At 70.3% G+C, this 24,661-nt stretch carries 8 protein-coding genes; all 8 read right to left on the minus strand.

Annotated features, from left to right (window positions below):
- Nucleotides 1-9: 9 nt before the first annotated feature.
- Entirely contained in the window at nucleotides 10-951 is a 942-nt protein-coding gene (locus ACIRQ7_RS35875; RefSeq protein WP_404266692.1) for an NAD-dependent epimerase/dehydratase family protein, read from the minus strand.
- Nucleotides 952-1,051: 100 nt separating this feature from the next.
- Nucleotides 1,052-1,789, minus strand: a complete 738-nt coding sequence (locus tag ACIRQ7_RS35880; RefSeq protein WP_404266693.1) for an ABC transporter permease — start codon at nucleotides 1,787-1,789, stop codon at nucleotides 1,052-1,054.
- 107 nt (nucleotides 1,790-1,896) lie between these two features.
- Nucleotides 1,897-2,805, minus strand: a complete 909-nt coding sequence (locus ACIRQ7_RS35885) for an ABC transporter ATP-binding protein (protein WP_404266694.1) — start codon at nucleotides 2,803-2,805, stop codon at nucleotides 1,897-1,899.
- Between the two features lie 159 nt (nucleotides 2,806-2,964).
- Nucleotides 2,965-3,567 carry a dTDP-4-dehydrorhamnose 3,5-epimerase family protein gene (locus ACIRQ7_RS35890; RefSeq protein WP_404266695.1) on the minus strand — a complete coding sequence of 201 codons (603 nt, stop codon included), beginning with the start codon at nucleotides 3,565-3,567 and terminating at the stop codon, nucleotides 2,965-2,967.
- A complete protein-coding gene (locus ACIRQ7_RS35895; RefSeq protein WP_404266696.1) occupies nucleotides 3,564-4,814 on the minus strand; it encodes an activator-dependent family glycosyltransferase in 1,251 nt (416 codons plus the stop codon). Before ACIRQ7_RS35895 ends, ACIRQ7_RS35890 begins: the two co-directional genes overlap by 4 nt.
- A 115-nt stretch (nucleotides 4,815-4,929) precedes the next feature.
- Entirely contained in the window at nucleotides 4,930-5,700 is a 771-nt protein-coding gene (locus ACIRQ7_RS35900) for a thioesterase II family protein (RefSeq protein ID WP_404266697.1), read from the minus strand.
- Nucleotides 5,701-5,782: 82 nt separating this feature from the next.
- The gene (locus tag ACIRQ7_RS35905; RefSeq protein WP_404266698.1) at nucleotides 5,783-17,353 is read right to left on the minus strand and encodes a type I polyketide synthase; all 11,571 of its coding nucleotides are present in this window, start codon (nucleotides 17,351-17,353) and stop codon (nucleotides 5,783-5,785) included.
- A gap of 27 nt (nucleotides 17,354-17,380) precedes the next feature.
- Nucleotides 17,381-24,577, minus strand: coding sequence for a type I polyketide synthase (locus ACIRQ7_RS35910; protein WP_404266699.1), 7,197 nt, complete (start codon nucleotides 24,575-24,577; stop codon nucleotides 17,381-17,383).
- Nucleotides 24,578-24,661: the final 84 nt, after the last annotated feature.

Here is a 24,661-nt window from a genome sequence, read left to right on the forward strand (position 1 = left end):
GGTATTCCTTTACAGATTCTGATTCTCTTCGGCCGCCGCCCATTGGTCGCCGATCGATCGCGCCAGGGGCACCCGGGGCGACCACCCCAGCACCTCGCGCGCCCGCCGGATGTCCGCCTGTGTCCAGTCCGCGCCGTTCCGGCGTACCGGTCCGTCCAGCTCCTGGACGAGATGCGGTGGCACTCCGGAGGCGGACACGAGCAGGCCCAGGATGTCCCGCAGGGCCACGGCCGACCCCTGACCGATGTTCACCGTCTCGCCCGTCAGGGAGCATGCGCCGGCCCGGAGGACCGCGTCCGCGACATCGCGGACGTCGATGAAGTCGCGCCGGGCCTCGGCGATCGTCAGCCGGACGGGCTCACCGGGGGCCGCCCGGCGCAGCAGGGTGGCGACCTTCCCCAGGAAGGTGGCGCTGGGAGCGCCGGGGCCGCACACATTGGTGATCCGCAGGACGAGGGCATCGATACGGCCGGCCTGGGCGGCGTCCAGGACCGTCCGGCTTCCCGCCAGCTTGGTCCGCCCGTACAGGGTGGCGGGAGCGGGCGGCCAGTCCTCCGCCACGGAGAGTCCGGGCGGGGTCTCCCCGTACTCGTGCACCGAGCCGAGGTGGACCAGCCGGGGCCGCTGCCGAATGCCCGCCAGGGCCTCCACGAGTGTCTCGACCAGTTGGACATGGGAGCGGGCCATCTGCGCGTCCGTGCCGGCCCAGGAGTCCGTGGCCGCGTTGACGACCACCCGGGCGTCGGCGACCGCGAGCACCTCGCCGATGAGTTCCGCGGAGGTGCCGAGCATGTCGAGGGAGAGGAATTCGGCTTCAGGTGCTTCTCGGGGCGGCTTCCGGCCGATCGCGAGAACGCGGTATCCACGGCGGGTGAACGCCGCGCAGACGTGTCGGCCGATGAATCCGGTGCCACCGATGACCGCGGCGCACGGTTTCTTGGCCGAGCTCATACCGACCGGCCGTGGGAGCGCGGAACCGCGGCAACAACCGCTGTTCCTGTGGGCGTGGGTTCCAGGGAAAGGAGAGTGGCGTGCACGTGTCCACCGACCGTTACTGCCACCGGAAGAGCTTGGCAGCAAGCACGCTGCACAGCGCTCCGATGATCGCGAGGACGAGCAGATGCTCTGTGTGCGGCCAGTTTCCTTCCCAGGAATCCCGCAGCGCCTGCAGGGTCGCCCCGAGCGGTGTGTAGTCACCGATGACGGAGACCGTGTGCGGGAGTTGCTCCTTGGGGAGGAACACCCCTCCGAAGAACAGGCTGGGGAACAGGAGCGAGAGCCCTATCGACGTCGCCGCGCGGCTTCCCGGCGCCACGGCGGCCACCACGAGTCCCACGGAGAACAACGCCCAGGCACCCAGGGCGAACGCCAGCAGGAAGGCCGGCACCTGATCCGGCAGAGCCGTGTCGAACACGAGCCGCCCGACGCCGAGCACCAGCGCCGCCGCTACGACAGCGGTTGCCAGGTTGATGATGAGCTGGGCCAGCAGCAGGTTGACGGGGTGAACGGGGCTGGCCGCCATGCGGCGCAGGATGCCCTTCTCCCGGTAGGTCGCCAGGGTGGTGGGCAAGAGGTTCAGCGACAGCATGGTGAGGCACATCGACATCGCCATGGCCGGTACGAACGCCGCCATCGACGCCTTCTGGGCCGCGGTGTCGTGCGATTTGCCGGTGATGATGTCGAAGATGCCCAGCAGCATGATGGGCAGCGCGAGGACGAAGAAGACCGCGGTCGGATCGCGGAGAAAGAGCTTCGTCTCGACGAGAGTGAGCTGGGAACGTCCGGTCATGGATGTCCTCCTGGAGGCCGGGGGCCGTCCTCGGTCGGCGTGACTGCCGCGGGGCCCGGCACGTCACTTGGGGTCGGTACGGCCGCACGCCGGCCGATGGCACGGCGTCAGTGATCGGGAGTCGAACCGGTGAGCTTCACGAAGGCGTCCTCAAGGGTGGGCTGCTCCAGGCGCAGTTCGTGAGGCACGATCCGGTGGTGCGCCAGCGTCGAGATCACCGCGTACACCATGTTTCCCGTACCGGTCACCGTCACCTGGGAGTTGGTGCGGGTCACCGATACGACGTCGGGCAGTGCGGTCAGCAGGGCGTCGTCCAGCGGCGCTGAGGGCTTGAAGCGGACCCGTTGTTGGGTGCTGGTGGCGGACACCAGACCGGCCGGGGTGTCCAGGGCCGCCAGCCGCCCGTCCTTGATGACCGCGATGCGGTCGCAGAGCCGCTCCGCCTCCTCCATGAAGTGGGTCACCAGCAGGACGGTCACACCCTGGGCGCGGACTCTCTCCACCAGCTCCCAGGTCTCCCGCCGCGCCCGGGGGTCGAGAGCGGTCGTCAGCTCGTCGAACACCGCGATCCGTGGGTTGCCGACGAGTGCCAGGGCAATGGACAGCCGCTGCTTCTGGCCTCCGGACAGCTGTCCGAACTGGCTGTTGCGCTTCTCCTCCAGTCCCCAGTCGCTGATCAGCTTCCGCCAGTCCGCGGGCTCACGGTAGAAGGTGCTGTACATCTGCAGCGCCTCCCAGACCTTGAGCCGGGGCGGAAGTTCACTTTCCTGAAGCTGGATTCCGATGCGCTGCCGCAGCTCGGTCTTGTCCCGGTGGGGGTCGAGGCCCATGACGGAAATCTCGCCTCCGTCGTATCGGCGCAGGCCCTCGATGCATTCCACGGTTGTCGTCTTGCCTGCGCCGTTGGGGCCCAGAATGCCGAAGACCTCACCTTCTTCGACGTGCAGGGAAACATCGTCGACCGCGACTCGGTCGCCGTATTTCTTCCGGAGTTTCCGAACCTCGATCACCGGCATATCTTCTCCGTCTCTCCTCGACTGGAATTCCACAATCGGTCCTGCGTGCCGCAGGCATGCCCGTGCCGGATCGGCCGATGTGGGCCTTGGACGTATCCAGTTCGGTGAATGGTGCGACTCCACCGACCGGCCATGGGGGTAAACCGGCCGGTGGAGCGGTCAATTACGACGCAGCGCCTCGTAGCGGGCCAGGCAGGCGTCGTAGTCGGGGAGCGCGCCGGCCTGCCGGGCCTGTGCCAGCGTGGGCGCGTCACGGTCCCGGTCGGACAGCATCGGCGGGATGCCGTCCGGCCAGGGGAGGGCGAGCGCGGGGTCGAGGGGATCGACCTCGTGCTCCACGCTCGGGTTGTACTCGGTCGAGCAGAGGTACGCGGCCACGGTGTCGTCCTCCAGGGCCATGAACCCGTGGCCGAGTCCCTCGGCGAGGTACACCCCTCGGCAGGTGCGGGAATCCAGCACGAGCGAGTCCCACTGCCCGAAGGTCGGCGAGCCCACCCTGAGGTCCACGACCACATCGAGCATCGAGCCCCGGGTGCAGGTGACGTACTTGGCCTGTCCGGGGGGCACGTCCGCGAAGTGGATCCCGCGGAGGGTGCCGCGCCGGGACAGGCTGTTGTGGTACTGCCCCAGTCGCAGCGCATGCCCGACAGCCTCGACGAAGGAGGATTCGGTGTAGTGCGCGCAGAACGTTCCCCGGTCGTCGGCGTGCACCGCGGGCGCGAATTCGTAGGCGCCCCCGATGGCCAGTTCCCGTACGCTCACGAGCGGTGCTCGGCGGTCAGCTTCTCGAGCACCGGAACCAGCTCGGCGGGGCTCGGCGTCGCCGATATCTCCTGCCGGAGCCGGTCGGCGGACTCCTGGAAGGACGGTTCGTTCAGCAGGCGCTGAATGCCCTCGCGAACCCCCTGGGCGGTGAGCTCGGCGGCGTGCACGTACAGGCCCGCACCCGCGGCATCCAGCGCGGTCGCCTTCGACCACCAGTCCGCGAACCGGATCGGGGCCATGAGCTGCGGCACCCCGTTGACGAGTGCGGTCGCCCAGGAGCCGAAGCCGCCGTGGTGGAGGATCGCGGAGCAGCTGGGCAGCAGGGTGTGCAGTGGCACGAAGTTTACGAGGCGGGTGTTGTCCGGCACCCGCTCCAGTCCGGCCGACACCTCCTCGGGCAGCGCCGCGACGAGTTCGATGTCGAGGTCGGCGACCGCGTCGAGGATCTCCTGGACGGGCACGAAGGAGCCGCCCAGCGCGCCGAAGGACACCCCGGAGGTCAGGCAGACCCGGGGGCGCTGGGGCTTCTCACGGACCCACGCGGGTTCCACCGCCGGCCCGTTGTAGGGCACCCAGCGCACCGGGACACGCGGCCCGTCCAACGGCAGCTGAAGGCTTTCCGGGATCTGGTCGATGGTCCACTGACCGGTGGTGACCTCTTCGTGGAAGTCGCTGCCGTAACGGGCGAGCAGGCCGGACAGCCAAGCGGCGAGGGGGTCCTCCCGCTTGTCTTCCGGCTGCTGTTCCTTCAGTTCGAGGAAGGTCTTGCGCATTGCCGCGTAGATGTCGACCGCCCACAGCATGCGCGCGTGGGCGGCGCCGATGACCCGGGCGGCCACCGGCGCCGCGAAGGTGAGTGGGTCCCAGATGACCAGGTCGGGCTGCCAGTCCCGGGCGAGCGCCACCATGTCGTCGACCATGCAGTCGTTGTAGATCTGGTAGGCGAACTGGACGCTCATGCGGTACTTCGTGAGCACCTTCTCCCAGGTCTGCCGGTCGGTGAACGGCTCCGACCAGTCGGAGATCTCGTTCTCCAGCTGGTCGTGGTGCATGGCGAACATCTCGTGCAGATTGTGGTCACTGCCGACGGAAACGGCGGTCAGACCGGTGCGGGTGATGGCCTCGGTGAGGGCCGGGTTACTGGCGACCCTCACCTCGTGCCCGGCTGCAGCGCATGCCCACGCCAACGGAACCATGGTGTACAAGTGGGATTTCTCGGAGACGGTGGCGAACAGCACGCGCATGTGTATTTCTTCTTTCCTCAGGCCCATCACGCACTTTCAGCAAAGCTGAGGAAGGGCCTGACGCCAACCCCTACCGACCCCCTATTCATGGCCGGTGTTCCATTTCAGCTGGAATTCAACTCCCCGGATGCCGCGCGGAGATAAGGAAATCCGAGACGGCGTTGACGACGGCCGCCTTCTGGTCGCCGAGATAGAAGTGGCCTCCGGGGAACACCTGCAGCTCGAACGTTCCCGAGGTGTGATCCGCCCACCCCGCCACGTCGTCGACGGCGACACGGATGTCGCTGTCGCCGCCGAGCCCCACGATGGGGCAGCGCAGCAGGGGGCCCGGAACGTAGCGGTAGGTCTCCGCCGCTCTGTAGTCGCCGCGGATCGCGGGGAGGGCGAAGCGCAGCAGCTCCAGGTCGCCCAGGATCCGGGAGTCGGTGCCGCTGAGCCGCTGCAGCTCCGCCACGATGCCGTCGTCGTCGAGCTGATGAATCTCATTGCTGCGGTGCTGGGACGGCGCGTTGCGGCCGGAGGCAAACAGGGCGGCCGGCACGATGGCGGCTTCCTGCTCCAGCAGCCGCGCCACCTCGAAGGCGACGCTTGCGCCCATGCTGTGGCCGAAGAGAGCGAGCGGCATATCGGTCCATCGCGTGAGCACGGTGAAGATCTCCCGGGCCAGCCCCTGGACGCTCTCGACGGGTGGTTCGGTGCGCCGGTCCTGCCGCCCGGGATACTGGACGGCCAGCACCTCGATCCCGGAGGACATCTCCTCGGACATCGGGAAGAAGAAGCTCGCAGATCCTCCTGCGTGCGGGAAGCAGATCAGCCGCACCTTGGCGTCGGGCTGAGGGTGGAAGCGGCGTAGCCAGAGGCTGTCGTCACGGGTCGGCGATGCCATGGTGGTATGAGTCCCTTTCCGGGGTATGGGTCAAGCCGCGTATCCCACGCGGCGGCACGGCGGCGGGGCCGCGCAGGCGGCGTCACCGCGCGGACAGGCCCGAGATCCATGTCTCGATGGCCGCCGCGGTCGAAGCGACGTGGTCCTCCATCACGCTGAAGTGGTTGCCCTGTACGTCGACGACGTCATGGGGCAGGTCCCAATAGGACCGCCACGCCTCCGCGGTCGCCGGGGTGTTGGCGCCGGCCAGCGGCTCCTCGGCCCGGACGAGCAGGGTGGGCGCGGAGACCGGCTGCGGCTCCCACTCCTTGCAGATGTCGAGATACCAGCCCATGGCCGAGAGCCGGTCGTCGTCCATCGCGACGAAGGTTCCTTCGCGTTCCGACATGCCGTCCATCAGGGCGAGTCCGAACTGGTTGACGAAGTTGCTCTTGGGCACATAGGTGTCCACCAGGACGACACCGGCCGGCTGGATGCCGAGGGCTTCGAGGCAGCCCGCCGCGGCCTGCGCGAACCAGCCACCCGCCGACGTGCCGAGCAGGACGAACGGGTCACCGCCGGCGGCCTGCGCGATGGCCTCCGCCTGGACCTGGACCACGGCGTCCATCGTCGTCGGGAGGCTTTCGTCCCGGACGAACCCGGGCAGCGCGAGCGCCGACACGTCGCGCAGCCCCCGGAAGGACGAGGCGAACCGTGCGTACTGGTGCAGTCCGGCCACGGCGAGGCAGGAGGGAAGGCAGAACACCTGGGTCCGTGCCTCCCCCCGGCCGAGCCTGACGGGTGTCGGCGGCTTGGCGAGATCGGCAGTCGAGCTGAATTGCGGCCGCAGCGCCGCGACGGCTCGCAGCAGGTCGAACGCCTCGCCCCACTTGCCGTTCTGGAACGCCCCCATGTAGAGCGAACTCAGCGTGGCCGAACCGCCGTTGGCGGCGTCCTGGGCGGGAGCCGCAGGTCCCGAGGCGCGCTCGGCGGCGGTCGGCGCCGCGGCCAGCTCACGGCGCAGCCGCTCCGCGAGCTCGGCCGGAGTGCGGTGGTCGAAGGCAAGCGTCGCGGGCAGCCGCAGACCGGTGGCCGCGTTCAGCCGGTTCCGCAGTTCGACCGCGGTGAGCGAGTCGAATCCGGAATCCACCAGCTGATGGTCCGCCGTCACCGACTCCGCCCCCGAATGCCCGAGCACGGCGGCCACGTGGAGGCGCACCAGGTCGAGCAGCGCGCCGAGCTGCTCGCCCTCCGGAAGCGCCGCCAGACGCGCGGCCGATGACGGCGCTTTCGTGCCGTCGCTGCCGGCCGCGGCCACGGCCCGGCGGCCGGGGCCGCGCACCAGTCCGCGGAGCACGGCGGGCAGGACGACGTCCGAGGCACCGGCCCGCAGGGCCGAGGTGTCGATGCTGACCGGCACCAGCAACGGGTCCTCAAGGCCCAGAGCGATGTCGAACAGCCGCAGTCCCTGCTCGGTGGCCAGCCCGCCCACACCGGCACGCGCCGCACGGGCGACGTCACTCCCGTCAAGCGTGGCGGTCAGGGCACTGAGTTCCTCCCACGGGCCCCAGGCGAGCGACGTGGCAGGCAGGCCCTGGCTGCGCCGGCTGTGCGCGAAGGCGTCCAGGAAGGCGTTCGCCGCGGCGTAGTTGGCCTGCCCGGCGCTGCCCAGCACACCCGCCGCCGACGAATAGACCACGAAGGCCGCGAGGTTCCGGTCGCGGGTCAGGTCGTGCAGATTCAGCACCGCGTCCACCTTGGGCCGCAGGACCGCCTCCAGTCGCTCCGGAGTGAGTCCGTCGACGAGACTGTCGTCGATGACACCCGCGGTGTGCACCACGGCGGTCAGCGGACGGTCGGCGGGAATCGCGGCAAGCACCTCCGCCAGGGCCTCGCGGTCAGCGGCGTCGCAGGCGGCGATCGTGACCTGGGCACCGAGTCCGGCGAGTTCCGACCTCAGTGCCTCGGCACCTTCGGCGGCCGGGCCGCGGCGGCTGGTCAGCACCAGACTGCGGACGCCTCGCTGCCGAACGAGGTGCCGGGCCAGCAAGCCGCCCAGGACGCCCGTTCCGGTGATCAGCACGGTGCCCTCGGGGTCCCACGCCGGCTCGTCGGTATCCGGTGCGGTCCGCACCCTGTCCAGCCTCGGCACCATGAGCTCGCCGGCGCGCACCGCCATCTGCGGTTCGCCGGACAGCAGTGCCGCGCCCAGAGCCTTGCCGGACGCCTCCGCGTCATCGATGTCGATCAGCGCGAAGCGCTCCGGGTTCTCCGACTGCGCCGAGCGGACCAGGCCCCACAGCGCCGCATTGGCCAGATCGGACACGTCCTCACCGGGAGCGGTGGCGATCGCACGACGGGTCAGGAAGACCAGCCGGGACGAGCCGAACCGCTCGTCCGCGAGCCAATCCTGGACCAGCGACAGAGCGCGCCGGGTGGAGTCGCGTACCGATGCGGCGCAGCTCGGTGCGGGCGGGCACGAGACGAGCACCATGGGCGGAGCCGAGCTGCCCGAGTCGGCGGCGCCGCCGAGTGCCCCCAGGTCGGAGTAGGACTCCAGGGAGAATCCGGAACGGTCCAGGAGCGGGGCCTCCTCGGGATCGTCCGGCCCCACGAGGGCCAGTCTGGCCCCGGACGGCAGCAGTGCCGGGGCCGGCACGGAAGGCCAGCCGACCCGGAACAGCGCCTCGTATCCGATCGGCAAAGATGCCCCGACCTGCGCGGCCGACATCTTTCGCAGCACGAGCGCGTCGATGTCCGCGACCGGGCTGCCGGAGGAGTCCGCGACAGCCACGCACACGGCGTCGGTGCCCGCGGCTCCGATCCGCACCCGCAGCTCCGTCGCTCCGGACGCCCGCAGAGACATGCCGGTCCAGGAGAACGGCAGCCGGCCCTCCCCCTCTCCGCTCTCGAAGAGCGAGCCGAGGGCGATGCTGTGGAGGGCGGCGTCGAGCAGTGCCGGATGCAGTCCGTAGGCACCGGCTGCGGACTGCTGCTCCTCGGGCAGCCGCACCTCGGCGTAGACCTCGTCACCGGCCGTCCACGCTCGTTGCAGGCCCTGGAACGCAGGGCCGTAGCCGAAGCCGGCCTCGGCGAACCGCTCATACAGATCGCCGACCTCGACCGGCTCCACGCCGGCCGGAGGCCACACGCTCAGATCGACGGAGCTGCCCGTGGCACCCTCGGCGCTCAGGGAACCGCTCGCGTGCCGCGTCCACGGCTCGGAGAGGTCGGCGCTCTCCGGCCGGGAGTGGACGCTGATGGCCCGAATGCCGTTGTCGTCGGGGGCATCGACCGTGACCTGCAACGCCAGACCACCACACTCCGGAAGCACCAAAGGCGCCTCCAACGTCAACTCCTCCACCCGCTCACAACCGACCCGGTCCGCCGCCTGCACCGCCAGCTCAAGAAACGCCGTCCCCGGAAACAACACCACACCCGACACCGCATGATCCGCCAACCACGGCTGAGACCGCACCGACAACCGCCCCGTCAACACCAGACGATCACCACCCGCCAACGACACCGCAGCACCCACCAACGGATGACCACCCACACCCAACCCCGCCGACACCACATCCCCCACACCCACCGGCACATCCAGCCAATACCGCTCACGCTGAAAGGCATACGTCGGCAGATCCACCCGACGCGCACCCCGCCGGTCGAAGAACGCCCGCCAATCCACCTCAATCCCTGCGGCGTGCATCCGGCCCAATGCCGCTACCGCCGACTCCTCCTCACCCCGGCCTTTGCGTGAGAGCGCAATGAACTCGCCCTTTTCGACGCACGATTCACCCATCGCGGAGAGCACACCGGCGGGTCCCAGCTCGACAAACCGATTCACTCCGCGAGACGACAGTGCACGCATCCCGTCGTGAAAGCGCACCGCCTCCCGCACATGACGCACCCAGTACTCCGCCGAACACACCAACCCCGACGAAGCCACCTCGCCCGTCACATTCGACACCAACCCCAAACACGGCTCCCGAAACTCCACGCCCTCAACAATCCGCCGGAAGTCCTCCAGCATCGGCTCCACCAATGCCGAATGGAAAGCATGAGAAACCCGCAGACGCGACGACTTCCAACCGCCCGAAGCCACCACCTCACACACCGCATCCTCAACACCCGACAACACCACCGACCGCGGACCGTTCACCGCAGCCACCGACACACGATCCCCGCACCCCACCAGGAACGGCGCGACCTCCTCCTCCGAAGCCACCACCGACACCATCGCCCCACCTTCAGGCAATGCCTGCATCAGGCGACCACGCGCCACCACCAAAGCCACCGCATCCTCAAGCGACCACACCCCCGCAACAAACGCCGCAGCCAACTCCCCCACCGAATGCCCCATCACGAAGTCCGGCCGCACACCCCACGACTCCATCAACCGGAACAACGCCACCTCAAAAGCAAACAACCCCACCTGAGCAAAACCCGTACCCTCCAACAACGGAACCCCCTCAGGCCCCATCACACCGGAGAACACGACTTCACGCAGCGAACAGCCCAAGAGTTCATCCGCCGCCGCACACACCTCGTCAAACGCAGTAGCAAACACCGGGAACACGTCATACAACTCCCGGCCCATCCCCACACGCTGCGCACCCTGACCCGTGAACAAAAACGCCGTCAGAGCATCAGAGACCTGCGACCCCGGCGCCCGTCCGGACGCCAACTCGTGCAGTTCAGCGAGCAATTCTTCCTTCTCGCGGCCGACCACCACGGCACGGTGCTCGAAAGCCGCACGCCCCGTCGCCAACGAGAAACCCACATCAACCGGCGACACCCCCGGAGACAAGGCCACATGCTCACGCAACCGCTCCGCCTGCGCCCGCAACGCACCCACCGACCGACCCGACACCACCCACGGCACCACCACACCAACACCGCCCGGCACCACAACAGTTGACGTCTCCGCCGCCTCGGCGTCGACGGCCGGCGCCTGCTCCAAAATGGCGTGCGCATTCGTGCCACTGATCCCGAACGCCGACACACCGGCACGACGCGGCGCACCCGTCGACGGCCACTCCCGCGCCTCGGTCAACAACTCCACCGCACCCGCAGACCACTCCACGTGCGGCGTCGGCTCATCCACATGCAACGTCTGCGGCAACACACCGTGCCGCATCGCCATCACCATCTTGATCACACCAGCCACACCCGAAGCAGCCTGCGTATGACCGATGTTCGACTTCAACGCACCAAGCCACAGCGGCCGCTCCACCGAACGTCCCTGCCCGTACGTCGCAAGCAACGCACCCGCCTCGATCGGATCACCCAGCGACGTCCCCGTCCCGTGCGCCTCCACCACGTCCACATCGGACGAAGCCAGCCCTGCCCCGGCGAGAGCGGCCCGGATCACCCGCTGCTGCGCCGGACCGTTCGGCGCACTCAGACCGTTACTCGCACCGTCCTGATTGATCGCCGAACCCCGCACCACCGCCAGCACCTGATGGCCATTGCGCCGCGCGTCCGAGAGCCGCTCCAACAGCAGCATGCCGGCTCCCTCGCCCCAGCCGGTGCCGTCCGCCTGCGCGGAGAAGGTCTTGCACCTGCCGTCGGGGGCCTGGCCGCCCTGGCGGCTGAAGTCGACGAAGAGGTTGGGAGTCGACATGACGGTGGCGCCGCCGGCCAGCGCCATCGCGCACTCGCCACGGCGCAGCGACTCCGCGGCCAGATGCAGGGCCACCAGCGACGACGAGCAGGCCGTGTCGACCGTGACGGCGGGCCCCTCCAGACCGAAGAGGTAGGAGACACGACCGGAGGCGACGCTGCCGGAGCTGCCGCTGCCGATATACGCCTCAAGGTCCTCCGGTACCTGCGGCAGCCGGAGGCTGTAGTCCTGGTACATCAGACCGGCGAACACTCCGGTCGGGCTGCCCTTCATCGAGGACGGGTTGATACCCGCCCGTTCGAAGACCTCCCAGGAGGTCTCCAGCAGCAGCCGCTGCACCGGGTCCATCGCCAGCGCCTCACGTGGCGAGATCCCGAAGAAGGCCGGGTCGAAGTCATACGCGTCGTAGAGGAACGCGCCCTCGTTGGCGTAGGACTTGCCGGGCAGTCGGCCCGTCGGGTCGTAGAGGTCGTCCACGTCCCAGCCGCGGTCGGCCGGCATCGCGGCCATCGCGTCGGTGCCCTGGGCCACCAGCTGCCACAGGTCCTCCGGGCTCCGCACCCCGCCGGGGAAGCGGCAGCTCATCCCGACGATCACGATCGCGTCGTCGTCGACCGGGGGCACGGCTGCCGCCGCGGCGACGGCGGCCCGGAGCTGCTCTCCGAGCGCCTCGGTGCGCAGGTACTCGGCGAGCGCCGCCGGGGTGGGGTAGTCAAAGACCAGGGTGGTCGGCAGCCGGAGCCCGGTGGCCGTGTTCAGCCGGTTCCGCAGCTGCACGGACGTCAGCGAGTCGAAGCCGATTTCCTGGAAGGCCCGGTCGGCGGCGACCGACTCGGATGACGGGTGCCCCAGCACGGCGGCGACCCGGGAGCGGACCATGTCCAGCAGGTAGCGCCGCTGTTCGGTCTCGCTCTGTCCGGCGAGGCGCTGCGCGAGCGAGTCCGGACCGTCCGTGGCGGTTCCGGCCTCCACCACGCGGCGGGCCGGGGTCCGTACGAGTCCCTGGAGCAGGGCAGGTACGGAGCCGGTGGCGGCGTTGGTCCGCAGCGCGGCGGTGTCGAGCAGGATCGGCACCAGCACGGGCTCGTCCCGTACGGCGGCCATGTCGAAGAGGGCCATGCCCTGTTCGGCGGAGAGCGGGACCACTCCCGAGCGGAGGGAGCGTGCGGTGTCCGTGCTGTCGAGGTGGTCGGTCATGCCGCTGCGGTCGGCCCACAGGCCCCAGGCCAGGGACTGACCGGCCAGGCCACGGGAGCGGCGGTGCTGGGCCAGCGCGTCCAGAAAGGCGTTGGCCGCGGCGTAGTTCGCCTGACCGGGGCCGCCGAGGACGCCGGCTCCGGAGGAGTACAGCAGGAAGCCGGACAGGTCCAGGTCCACGGTCAGCTCGTGCAGGTTGGCCGCCGCGTCGACCTTGGGGCGCAGGACCCGCTCCAGTTGGCCCGAGGTCAGTCCGTCCACCACGCCGTCGTCCAGCACGCCGGCTGTGTGGACGACCGCCGTGAGCGGGTGTGCCGTGTCGATGCGGGCAAGCACCCCGGCGAGGTCGTCGCGGTCCGCGGTGTCGCAGGCGGCAATGGTGACCTCGGCGCCGAGCGACGTGAGTTCGGCGCGCAGCTCGTCGGCGCCGTCGGCTTGCGGACCGCGGCGGCTGGTCAGCAGCAGGTGGCGCATGCCGTGGCGGGTGACGAGGTGGCGGCCGAGCAGTCCACCGAGCGTGCCGGTGCCGCTGATCAGCACGGTGCCGTCGGCGTCCCAGCCGAGGGGCGCCTCGGCCGCGGGCACGGCAGGCACCCTGGCCAGTCTTGCGGCGTGGACGACGCCCTCGCGGACGGCCAGTTGCGGCTCGCCGGTTGCCAGCGCGGCCCGGAGAGCACGGACGGAGTCCTGGTGAGGGTCGATGTCGATCAGGGCGAACCGGCCGGGGTTCTCCGTCTGGGCGGAGCGCACCAGTCCCCACACAGGGGCGTGCGCCAGGTCGGGCACGTCCTCACCGGGCAGGGCCGTGGCGCCGCGAGTGACGAACACCAGCCGGGATGCCGCGCAGCGTGGGTCGCGCAGCCAGGTCTGCACCAGGCTCAGGGCCCGTCCGGCTGCGGCGTGCGCCGCCCCGGCGCCGGCGGAACTGTGGCCGTCGGCCCCGTCACCGGCTTCCGAGGCGTGCGGCTGAGGGCCACAGGGGACGAGCACGACCTCCGGCACCGGGCAGCCGCGGGCCTCCAGGGCGGGCAGGTCGAGCGGCTCCAGGCCCGGCAGCGCACCGAGGCCGAGCCGGTCCTCGCCCCAGACGCCCCACGGGGCGGCAGGTCCGGCGGCCGTGGCCGTCAGCGGCTTCCAGTCCACCCGGAACAGCGCGTCGGTGAGTCCGGCCTGCGTACCGGAGAGCTGCTCCGGTCGTATCTCGCGCAGCAGCAGCGCGTCGACGGACGCCACCGGCCGGCCGACGGAATCGGCGACCTGGACGGCGACCGCTTCCGGACCCGCGGGAGACAGCCGTACCCGCAGCTCGGCGGCGCCGTCGGCGTGCAGGGTGACGCCTGCCCAAGAGAACGGCAGCCGCCCGGTCCCCCCGGCGCTCTTGTCCCCCGCGTCCTCGAACAGCGGCCCAAGCGCGATGCCGTGCAGCGCCGCGTCGAGCAGCGCGGGGTGCAGACCGAAGGAACGGGCGTCCTCCTGGTGCTCCTCCGGCAGCCGTACCTCGGCGAAGACGTCGTCCCCGAGCCGCCAGGCGGCCCGCAGGCCACGGAAGGACGGGCCGTAGCCGAAGCCGTTCTCGGCGTACCGCTCGTAGAGGTCCTGGACGGCCACCGGTACGGCGCCGGCCGGCGGCCATGCCGAGAGGTCGAAGGAGGCCGGGCTCGCTTCGGGCAGGACGGTGCCGGAGGCGTGCGCGACCCAGGCGTTCTCCGCGGCGTCCTCCGTACGGGAATAGATGCCTACCGTCCTGCGGCCCGCGGTGTCCGGCTCGCTGACGGTGACCTGCACCGCCACGCCGTCCGTCGCGGGCAGCAGCAGCGGGGCGTGCAGGGTGAGTTCCTCGACCCGGGCGCAGCCGACCCGGTCGGCGGCCTGCACGGCGAGCTCCAGGAAGGCCGTGCCGGGCAGCAGCGCGGTACCGGTGAGGGCGTGGTCGGCCAGCCAGGGGGAGGTCTCCAGGGAGAGCCTGCCGGTCAGCAGCAGCCGGTCGGCGTCCGCCAGATGGACGGCCGCCCCGAGCAGCGGATGGTCGGCCGCGCCGAGACCGGCCGACGCCACATCGCCGGCGGTCACCGGGGCCTCCAGCCAGTAGCGCTGTCGCTGGAAGGCGTACGTGGGCAGTTCGGTGCTGCGCGCCCCGGTACCGGCGAAGACCGCCTGCCAGTCCACGGAGCCACCCGTGACGTGTACTTCGGCGAGGGAGGTGAGGAAGCGGTCATGGCCGCCCTCCTCGCGCCGCAGCGTCCCCACGGTGACGGCACTGGAGCCGGCGTCCTCGAAGGTCTCCTGCATCGCCATGGCGAGTACGGGGTGCGGGCTGGACTCGATGAACGTGCTGTGGCCGTCGGCGAGCAGCGCCCGGACGGCCCGTTCGAACTCGACCGGTCGGCGCATGTTGCGGTACCAGTAGTCGGCGTCGAGTTCACGGGTGTCCAGCGGCGCGCCGGTCACGGTGGAGTAGAACGGGATCTGCGAAGCCTGCGGCTCGACGGGCGCCAGGTCGGCGAGCAGCCGCTCCCGAAGTGCGTCGACGTGCGCCGAGTGGCTGGCGACCTCCACTCCGGGGACCTTGCGGGCCTTGATGCCGTCGGCGGTGAGCTGTGCCAGCAATTCGTCAAGGGCGTCGGGATCCCCGGCGACCGTCACGGAGGCGGGGCTGTTGCTCGCCGCGAGGGATATCCGGTCGGCCCGGTCCTCGACCCGCGGTGCGATCTGCTCCGCGGAGGCCAGCACCGAGAGCATGCCGCCCTTGCCTTCGATCTCCCGCGACGCCTTGCTGCGCAGCGCGACGACCCGGGCGGCGTCCGGCAGGGACAGTGCGCCCGACACGTAGGCCGCGGCCACTTCGCCCTGGGAGTGGCCGACGACCGCGGAGGGCTCGACGCCGTGTGCGCGCCACAGTGCGGCCAGCGACACCATCACGGAGAACAGCACCGGCTGGACGACGTCGATGCGGTCGATCGAGGGCGCGCCGGCCGCGCCTTGGAGGACATCGGCCACGGACCAGTCCAGGTACGGGGCCAACGCCTGGTCGCATGCGCGCAGTTGCTTCGCGAAGTCGGGCGAGGACGTCAGCAGCGGCCGGGCCATGCCGGCCCACTGCGATCCCTGGCCGGGGAAGACGAACACGGTCTTGCGACGGCCGCCGGCGAGGCCCTGGACGAGCTGTGCGGCGGGTTCACCGTCGGCGAGGGCCCGCAGGCCGTCCAGCAGCCCGTCCCGGTCCTGGGCGATGACCGCGGCGCGGTGGTCGAGGGCGGCGCGCTCCAGGGCCAGCGAATACCCGAGGTCGGCGCCGGCCACGTCCGAGTGGGCGGTCAGGTGGTCGAGGAGCCGCTGGGCCTGGGCCCGTATCGCCTGATCGGTCTTGCCGGACACGAGGAAGGGCAGCGCCGAGGAGCCTTCCTGGACGGGGACGTCGGCCGCGTCCGGGGCAGCGGCGGCGGCCGTGTCCTCGTCGGCCGCCGCGGGCTCCGGGGCCTGTTCCAGGATCACATGCGCGTTGGTGCCGCTGAAGCCGAACCCGGACACGGCGGCCCGGCGCGGGGCTCCGGTCTCCGGCCACGGCCGGGACTCGGTCAGCAGCTCGACGCCGCCGGACTCCCAGTCGACCATGGCCGTGCGGTTGCCGGCGTGCAGCGTCTTGGGGAGGACCGCGTGCTGCAGTGCCAGCACCATCTTGATGACGCCACCGACTCCGGCCGCGGCCTGGGTGTGCGCGATGTTGGATTTCAGGGAGCCCAGCCACAGCGGCCGGCCCTCGGCGCGTTCCCGGCCGTAGGTGGCCAGCAGTGCACCGGCCTCGATGGGGTCGCCGAGCCTGGTGCCGGTGCCGTGCGCCTCCACCACTTCGACCTCGGATGCGGAGAGCCGGGCATTGGCCAGCGCGGCGCGGATCACCCGCTGCTGCGAGGGCCCGTTCGGCGCGGTCAGCCCACTGCTTGCGCCGTCCTGGTTGACGGCCGAGCCACGCACCACCGCGAGCACCGGGTGCCCGTTGCGTCGCGCGTCGGACAGCCGTTCCAGCAGCACCGTGCCGACGCCCTCACCCCAGCCGGTCCCGTCCGCCCCGTCGGCGAATGCCTTGCACCGGCCGTCCGAGGACAGCGCCCGCTGCCGGGCGTACTCGATGAACGCGACCGGAGTGGACATCACCATCGAGCCCCCGACCAGGGCCATCGAACAGTCGTCGCGGCGCAGCGCTTGGGTGGCCAGGTGCAGCGCCACCAGCGACGACGAGCACGCCGTGTCGACCGTGACGGCAGGCCCTTCGAGCCCGAAGGTGTAGGAGATACGGCCCGAGGCGACGCTGCCGGAACCGCCCGCGCCGAGGTAACCCTCGACGTCCTCGGGCACCGTCGTCAGCCGGGAGCCGTAGTCCTGGTACATCACTCCGGCGTACACACCGGTCCGGCTGCCCTTGAGCGTCGTCGGGTCGATGCCGGCGCGCTCGAAGGTCTCCCAGGCGGTCTCCAGCAGCAGCCGCTGCTGGGGGTCCATGGCCAGCGCCTCCCGGGGCGAGATGCCGAAGAATCCCGGGTCGAAGTCGTACGCCCCGTCGAGGAACGCCCCTTCCTCGACGTAGCTCTTGCCCTTCGCGTCCGGGTCCGGGTCGTACAGGGCCTCGGTGTCCCATGCCCGGTCCGCGGGGAGCGGACCGACCGCGTCGCGCCCCTCGGCCACGAGCCGCCACATGTCCTCCGGGGTTGAGACGCCTCCGGCGTAGCGACAGCTCATGGCGACGATCGCGATGGGATCCTGGTCCCGCTCCTCGATCTTCTGCAGACGCTGGCGAGTGCGGTGCAGGTCCGTCGTCACTCGCTTGAGATAGTCGCGAAGCTTGTCTTCACTCACGGTGCTCACCGTTCAACCGCCGATTTCTTAGGAAAGGCCAAGTTCGTTTTCGATGAAGTCGAAGATCTCGTCGTCGGACGCCGATGCGAGCTCGGCGACCTCGCCCTCGCCCGCCGCTTCCTGGGCCTGGCCCAGCTTCGACAAGAGGTCCTGCAGGCGGGTGGTGAGTCTCATCCGGGATGCCTCGTCCGCGGCCACCCGCGCCAATTCCGACTCCAGCCGGTCGAGTTCGGGGAAGAGCAGCGGGAGGGCCGCCGGCTCGGCCGGGGTGACCTGCGCCGCGAGGTGCTCCGCGATGGCGCTGGTCGTCGGATGGTCGAACAGCAGGGTCGCGGGGAGTCGCAGTCCGGTCGCCCGACCCAACTGATTACGGAGTTCGACCGCGGTGAGCGAGTCGAAGCCCAGCTCCAGCAGTCCTCGGTCCACGTCGATCGCATGGGGGTCGGTGAAGCCGAGAACCCTTGCCGCCTCTGTCCTGACCAGGTCGAGCAGCAACCGGTCACGTTCCGCGTCGGGAAGCCCGGCCAGCCGGCCCATCAGCCCGTCGGCGCCGTCGGCGGCCGTGCCGCCCGTGGCGGCGGCGGCCATGGCGCGGCGGGCGGCAGGCCGGACCGGTGTCCGGACCAGGCCGCGGAGCAGCGGCGGTACGGGGCCGGGGCCGCCCGCGAGCGCCGCGAGATCCAGCCGCATCGGCAGCACGACCGGGGCATCCAGCGTCCGCGCGACGTCGAAGAGTGCGACGCCTTCGGCGGAGGAGAACGCGGCGATGCCGCCGCGTGCCAGCCGTGAGAGGTCCGCGTCGGCCAGCTTTCCGGTCATCTCACTGCGCTGCTCCCACAGGCCCCAGGCCATCGTCTGGACGGGGTAGCCCTGGGCCCGGCAGTGGGTGGCGTACGCGTCGAGGAAGGCGTTCGCCGCCGCGTAGTTGCCCTGGCCCATGCCGCCGAAGGTGCCGGCGATGGAGGAGAACAGCACCAGAGAGGAGAGCCCGAGATCGCGGGTCAACTCGTGCAGGTTGACCGCCGCATCCACCTTGGGGCGGAGCACCCCGTCGAACCGCTCCGGGGTGAGGGATCCGACGATGCCGTCGTCCAGCACACCGGCGGTGTGCACCACCGCGGTCAGCGGGTGTGCCGCGTCGACGGTGGCAAGCAGGGCGGCGAGGTCTTCGCGGTCGGCGACATCGCAGGCCGCCATGGTGACCTCGGCGCCGAGCGCCCTGAGTTCCGCGCACAATTCCCCGGCACCGTCTGCTCCGTTGCCGCGGCGGCTGGTCAGCAGCAGGTGACGCACTCCGGCACCGGTCACCAGATGACGTGCCATCACGCCGCCGATCACGCCGGTGGCACCGGTGATCAGCACCGTCCCGGTGCCCAGGTCAGGCGCCGATGGCTCGGTGGCGCCGGCCGCTGGGTGGGCGGGGGCCAGCCTGGCGGCCCGTACGGTGCCGCCGCGCAGCGCCAGCTGCGGTTCGTCACCGGCGATCGCCTGGAGCAGTGCGAGCACGCCCGCGGCATCGGTCGGGCTGTCGATGTCGGCCAGGACGAACCGGTCCGGGTTCTCCGACTGCGCCGAGCGGACGAGTCCCCAGACGGCGGCGTGCGACAGATCGGTCACCTGCTCGCCGGCGGCGGCAACGGCGCCGCGGGTGAGAAAGACCAGCCGTGATCCGGCGAACCGCTCATCGGCGAGCCAGCCCTGGACCAGCTCCAACGTCCGCCCCAGGGCCGTGCGTACGGTCCCGGGGAGGGGTCCGGGCTCCGGTGGGCAGGTCACGAGCACGACCTCGGGCGGCGCGGTCGGGTCTGCCGCCGCAAGGGATTCCAGATCCGGATGGGCCGGCAGTCCCAGGCCGGCAACCACGTCGAGGCCGTCGTCACCGAGCAAGGCCCAGCCCGTGTTCCCGGCAGGTTGCCCGGTGACATCTTCCGGTGCCACCTCGGTCCAGTCCAGGAGGTACAGCGAGTTCTCCGAGGCGGGGGCGCCCAGTTGTTCGGGCCGCGCCCGCAGGGCGAGCGAATCGACGGTGGCCACCGGCCGGCCGATCGGGTCCGCCAGGAGCAGTGACACCGCGCCGGACCCATCGGGGGTCAGTCGTACCCGCACCTCACCGGCGCCCGAGCCGTGCAAGGTCACCCCCGTCCAGGAGAACGGCAGCTTCCCTCCGCCGAGTTGCAGCGACGGACTGAGGGCGATGGTGTGGAGGGCGGCGTCGAGCAGTGCCGGATGCAGTCCGTAGTCGCCGGCTCCGGACTGCTGCTCCTCGGGCAGCCGCACCTCGGCGTAGACCTCGTCGCCGAGCAGCCACGCCGTCCGGATCCCCCGAAAGGCTGGGCCGTAGCCGAAGCCGTTTTCCGCGAATCGCTCGTACAGATCGCTGACATCGATCGGGGTGGCTCCCTCCGGCGGCCACGCCGCCTGAAGGTCGTACGAGCCCTCGTCCCCTTCCGGGCAGACGACACCTGTGGCGTGCCGGGTCCACGCCTGCGAGGAGTCATCGTCCTGCGGCCGGGTGTAGATGCCCAGCGAGCGAATGCCGTTGTCGTCGGGGGCATCGACCGTGACCTGCAACGCCAGACCACCACACTCCGGAAGCACCAAAGGCGCCTCCAACGTCAACTCCTCCACCCGCTCACAACCGACCCGGTCCGCCGCCTGCACCGCCAGCTCAAGAAACGCCGTCCCCGGAAACAACACCACACCCGACACCGCATGATCCGCCAACCACGGCTGAGACCGCACCGACAACCGCCCCGTCAACACCAGACGATCACCACCCGCCAACGACACCGCAGCACCCACCAACGGATGACCACCCACACCCAACCCCGCCGACACCACATCCCCCACACCCACCGGCACATCCAGCCAATACCGCTCACGCTGAAAGGCATACGTCGGCAGATCCACCCGACGCGCACCGCGTCCGTCGAAGAACGCCCGCCAATCCACCTCAATCCCCGCGACGTGCATCCGGCCCAATGCCGCTACCGCCGACTCCTCCTCACCCCGACCCTTACGCGAGAACGCAATGAACTCGCCCTCCTCGACACACGATTCACCCATCGCGGAGAGCACACCGGCGGGTCCCAGCTCGACAAACCGATTCACTCCGCGAGACGACAGTGCACGCATCCCGTCGTGAAACCGCACCGCCTCCCGCACATGACGCACCCAGTACTCCGCCGAACACACCAACTCCGACGAAGCCACCTCGCCCGTCACATTCGACACCAACCCCAAACACGGCTCCCGAAACTCCACGCCCTCAACAATCCGCCGGAAGTCCTCCAGCATCGGCTCCACCAATGCCGAATGGAAAGCATGAGAAACCCGCAGACGCGACGACTTCCAACCGCCCGAAGCCACCACCTCACACACCGCATCCTCAACACCCGACAACACCACCGACCGCGGACCATTCACCGCAGCCACCGACACACGATCCCCACACCCCACCAGGAACGGCGCGACCTCCTCCTCCGAAGCCACCACCGACACCATCGCCCCACCTTCAGGCAATGCCTGCATCAGGCGACCACGCGCCACCACCAAAGCCACCGCATCCTCAAGCGACCACACCCCCGCAACAAACGCCGCAGCCAACTCCCCCACCGAATGCCCCATCACGAAGTCCGGCCGCACACCCCACGACTCCACCAACCGGAACAACGCCACCTCAAAAGCAAACAACCCCACCTGAGCAAAACCCGTCCCCTCCAACAACGGAACCCCCTCAGGCCCCGCCACACCGGAGAACACCACCTCGCCCAGCGAACAGCCCAAGAGTTCATCCGCCGCCGCACACACCTCGTCAAACGCAGTAGCAAACACCGGGAACACGTCATACAACTCCCGGCCCATCCCCACACGCTGCGCACCCTGACCCGTGAACAAAAACGCCGTCAGGCCATTCAGCAATCCCGAGTCCATTCCCCGGCCCGAGGCCAACTCACCCAATCCAGCGAGCAATTCTTCTTTCTCGCGGCCGACCACCACAGCACGGTGCTCGAAAGCCGCACGCCCCGTCGCCAACGAGAAACCCACATCAACCGGCGACACCCCCGGAGACAAGGCCACATGCGCACGCAACCGCTCCGCCTGCGCCCGCAACGCACCCACCGACCGACCCGACACCACCCACGGCACCACCACACCAACACCACCCGGAACCACAGCAGTCGTGCCGGCGACCTCTTCGTCACCCGCCGGCGCCTGCTCCAGAACCAGGTGGACGTTGGTGCCGCTGACGCCGAAGGAAGACACGCCGGCGCGGCGGGGCGCACCCGTTTCCGGCCAGTCCCGGGGCTCGTTCAGCAACTCCACCGCACCCGCGGACCAGTCGATCTTCTGAGAGGGCGTATCGGCGTGCAGAGTGCGTGGCAGCACTCCGTGCCGCATCGCCATCACCATCTTGATCACACCGGCCACACCGGAAGCGGCCTGCGTATGACCGATGTTCGACTTCAGCGATCCCAGCCACAGCGGCCGCTCCGCCGAACGTCCCTGCCCGTACGTCGCGAACAACGCACCTGCCTCGATCGGATCGCCCAGAGACGTCCCCGTCCCGTGCGCCTCCACCGCATCCACATCCGCCGGGGAGAGTCCGGCGGAGTCCAACGCCGCCCGGATCACCCGCTGCTGCGCCGGTCCGTTCGGCGCGGTGAGGCCGTTGCTGGCACCGTCCTGGTTGACGGCCGAGCCCCGGACCATCGCCAGGACCTGGTGGCCGTTGCGCCGCGCGTCGGACAACCGCTCCAGCAGCACCATGCCCACCCCCTCGGCCCAGCCCGCGCCGTCCGCATCGGCCGAGAAGGCCCTGCAGCGGCCGTCGGGGGACATGGCCCGCTGACGGCTGAACTCGATGAAGCTGTCCATCGTGGACATCACGACCACACCGCCGGCCAGCGCCATCGAGCACTCGCCCTGCCGCAGTGACTGGGCGGCCAAGTGCAGTGCGAGCAGTGAGGAGGAGCAGGCCGTGTCCACGGTCAGTGAAGGGCCCTGGAGACCGAAGGTGTAAGAGACCCGTCCGGAGGCGACGCTGCTGGCGCTGCCCGTTGCCAGGTAGCCCTCGAACTCTTCGGGAGCCTGCGGGAAACGCGATCCGTAGTCGTTGTAGCTGGCGCCGATGAACACGCCCGCCTGGGTGCCCTTCAGCGTGGTCGGCTCGATGCCTGCCCGTTCGAAGGCTTCCCAGGAGGTCTCCAGCAGCAGTCGGTGCTGCGGGTCGATCGCCAGTGCCTCACGCGGCGAGATCCCGAAGAACGTCGGGTCGAAGTGGTCGGCGTCGTAGAGGAAGCCGCCGCCGCGCGCGTAGAAGGTGCCCGGTTTGTCGGGATCCGGGTCGTAGCGGCCCTCGATGTCCCAGCCGCGGTCGGTGGGGAATCCGGCTACCGCGTCGCGGCCCTCGTCGAGGAGCTCCCACAATCCCTCGGGGGAGGTCACACCGCCGGGGAATCGACAGCTCATCCCGACGATCACGATCGGGTCGTCGTCGAGGGGCGCGGGACCGGCTTTCGACTCGGGGGCGGCGGGCCGGGTGCCGGCCACCTCGGTGTGGATGTACTGGGCGAGCGAGGTGACGGTCGGGTAGTCGAAGACCAGCGTGACGGGCAGCCGCATGCCGGTCGCGGACGTCAGCCGGTTGCGCAGGTCGACAGCGGTGAGCGAGTCGAAGCCCAGCTCACGGAAGGCGCGGTCGGTCTCGACGGATTCCGGGCCGGGGTAGCCGAGTACGGCGGCAACCTCGGTGCCGATCAGCTCCACCAGGGCCTGCTCGGCGTCGCTGTCCGACAGGCCCGCCAACCGGTCGGCCAGCGGGGATTCGTCGTCGGGGCCGGTCGTCGCGCCGGTACCGGCGTCGAGGATGCCGCGTATTTCGGGCAGTTCGGCGAGAACCGGGGCCGAGGGACCGGAGGGAGAGGACGCTGCCAGGCGCTCCCAGTCGATGTCGGCCACCGCCACGAACGCGTCGCCGAGATCGAGGGCCTGCTGGAGGGCCGCGATCGCCGACTCCGGTGCCATCGTCGGCATGCCGTTCCGGCGCAGCCGCGCCTCGGTGGCGTCGTCGACCAGACCGCCGCCCGCCCAGGGGCCCCAGGCGACCGACGTCGCGGCCAGTCCGGCGGCGCGGCGCTGCTCCGCAAGCGCGTCCAGGAAGGCGTTCGCCGCCGCATAGCTGCCCTGGCCCGGGCCGCCGAGCGTGCCCGCGAACGAGGAGAACAGCACGAAGGCGTTCAGGTCGCGGTTCTTGGTCAGTTCGTGCAGGTTCAGCGCGGCAGCCGCCTTGGGCCGCAGGACGGTGCTCGCCCGGTCCGCGGTGAGGGTGTCGATGACCCCGTCGTCCAGAACGCCGGCCGTATGGAAGACGGCCTGTACGGGCGAACCCGCGGCGTCCAGATCCTTCAGCAGCGCGGCCAGGGCGTCGCGGTCGCTCACGTCGCAGGCGGCGATGGTGACCCGGGCGCCGAGTGCGGTGAGTTCGGCCCTCAGCTGTTCCGCGCCGAGAGCCGCCGGCCCACTGCGACTGGTGAGCACCAAGTGCTCCGCGCCACCGTCGGCCAGCCATCGGGCGATATGACTGCCCAGGCCGCCCGTGCCACCGGTGATCAGTGCGGTGCCAGCCGGCTGCCACGGCACGCGCTCGGCACCGCTGGGCGTCGCGCGGACGAGACGGCGGCCGAAGGTTCCGGAGGTACGGAGCGCCATCTCGCTCTCCGTGTCGTGCAGTCCGGCCAGCACCCCGGCCAGCCGCGTCGCCGTGCGGGGTTCGAGGGTCTGCGGGAGATCGATCACACCGCCCCAGCGCTGAGGGTATTCCAGTGCAGCTATTCGCCCCAGACCCCAGATCATGGCCTGCGGCGGGCTCGTGACGGATTCCGCCCGGCCGGTTGCGACCGCGCCGCGGGTGGCGAGCCAGAGGGGGGCTTCGATACCCGCGTCGCCGAGTGCCTGAATCAGCGTCAGTGAATCGGCGAACCCGGAGGGTACTGCGGGGAATGCGGACTGCGCGTCGTCGGTCAGCGCCAGCAGGGACAGCACACCTGCGGGACCCACCCCGTTCAGCCCCTCCTGGAGCCGGGAGGCGAGAATTTCGCGTCCGGTATCCGTCTCGTCGATTTCGAGGGTGTGGAGGGTCATGCCCTGTGCACGTAGTGCCTCGGCGACCTGACCCGCTTCCGGGCATCCGGCAGGCATCACCAGCAGCCAGGTGCCCGACACGACACCCGCCTTCACATCCGGCAACGACTTCCACGACACCCGATAACGCCAAGAATCCGCCACCACCTGATCACGACGACGACG

This window comes from Streptomyces sp. NPDC101393, assembly GCF_044767385.1.
In the GTDB taxonomy this organism is placed as follows: Bacteria; Actinomycetota; Actinomycetes; order Streptomycetales; family Streptomycetaceae; genus Streptomyces.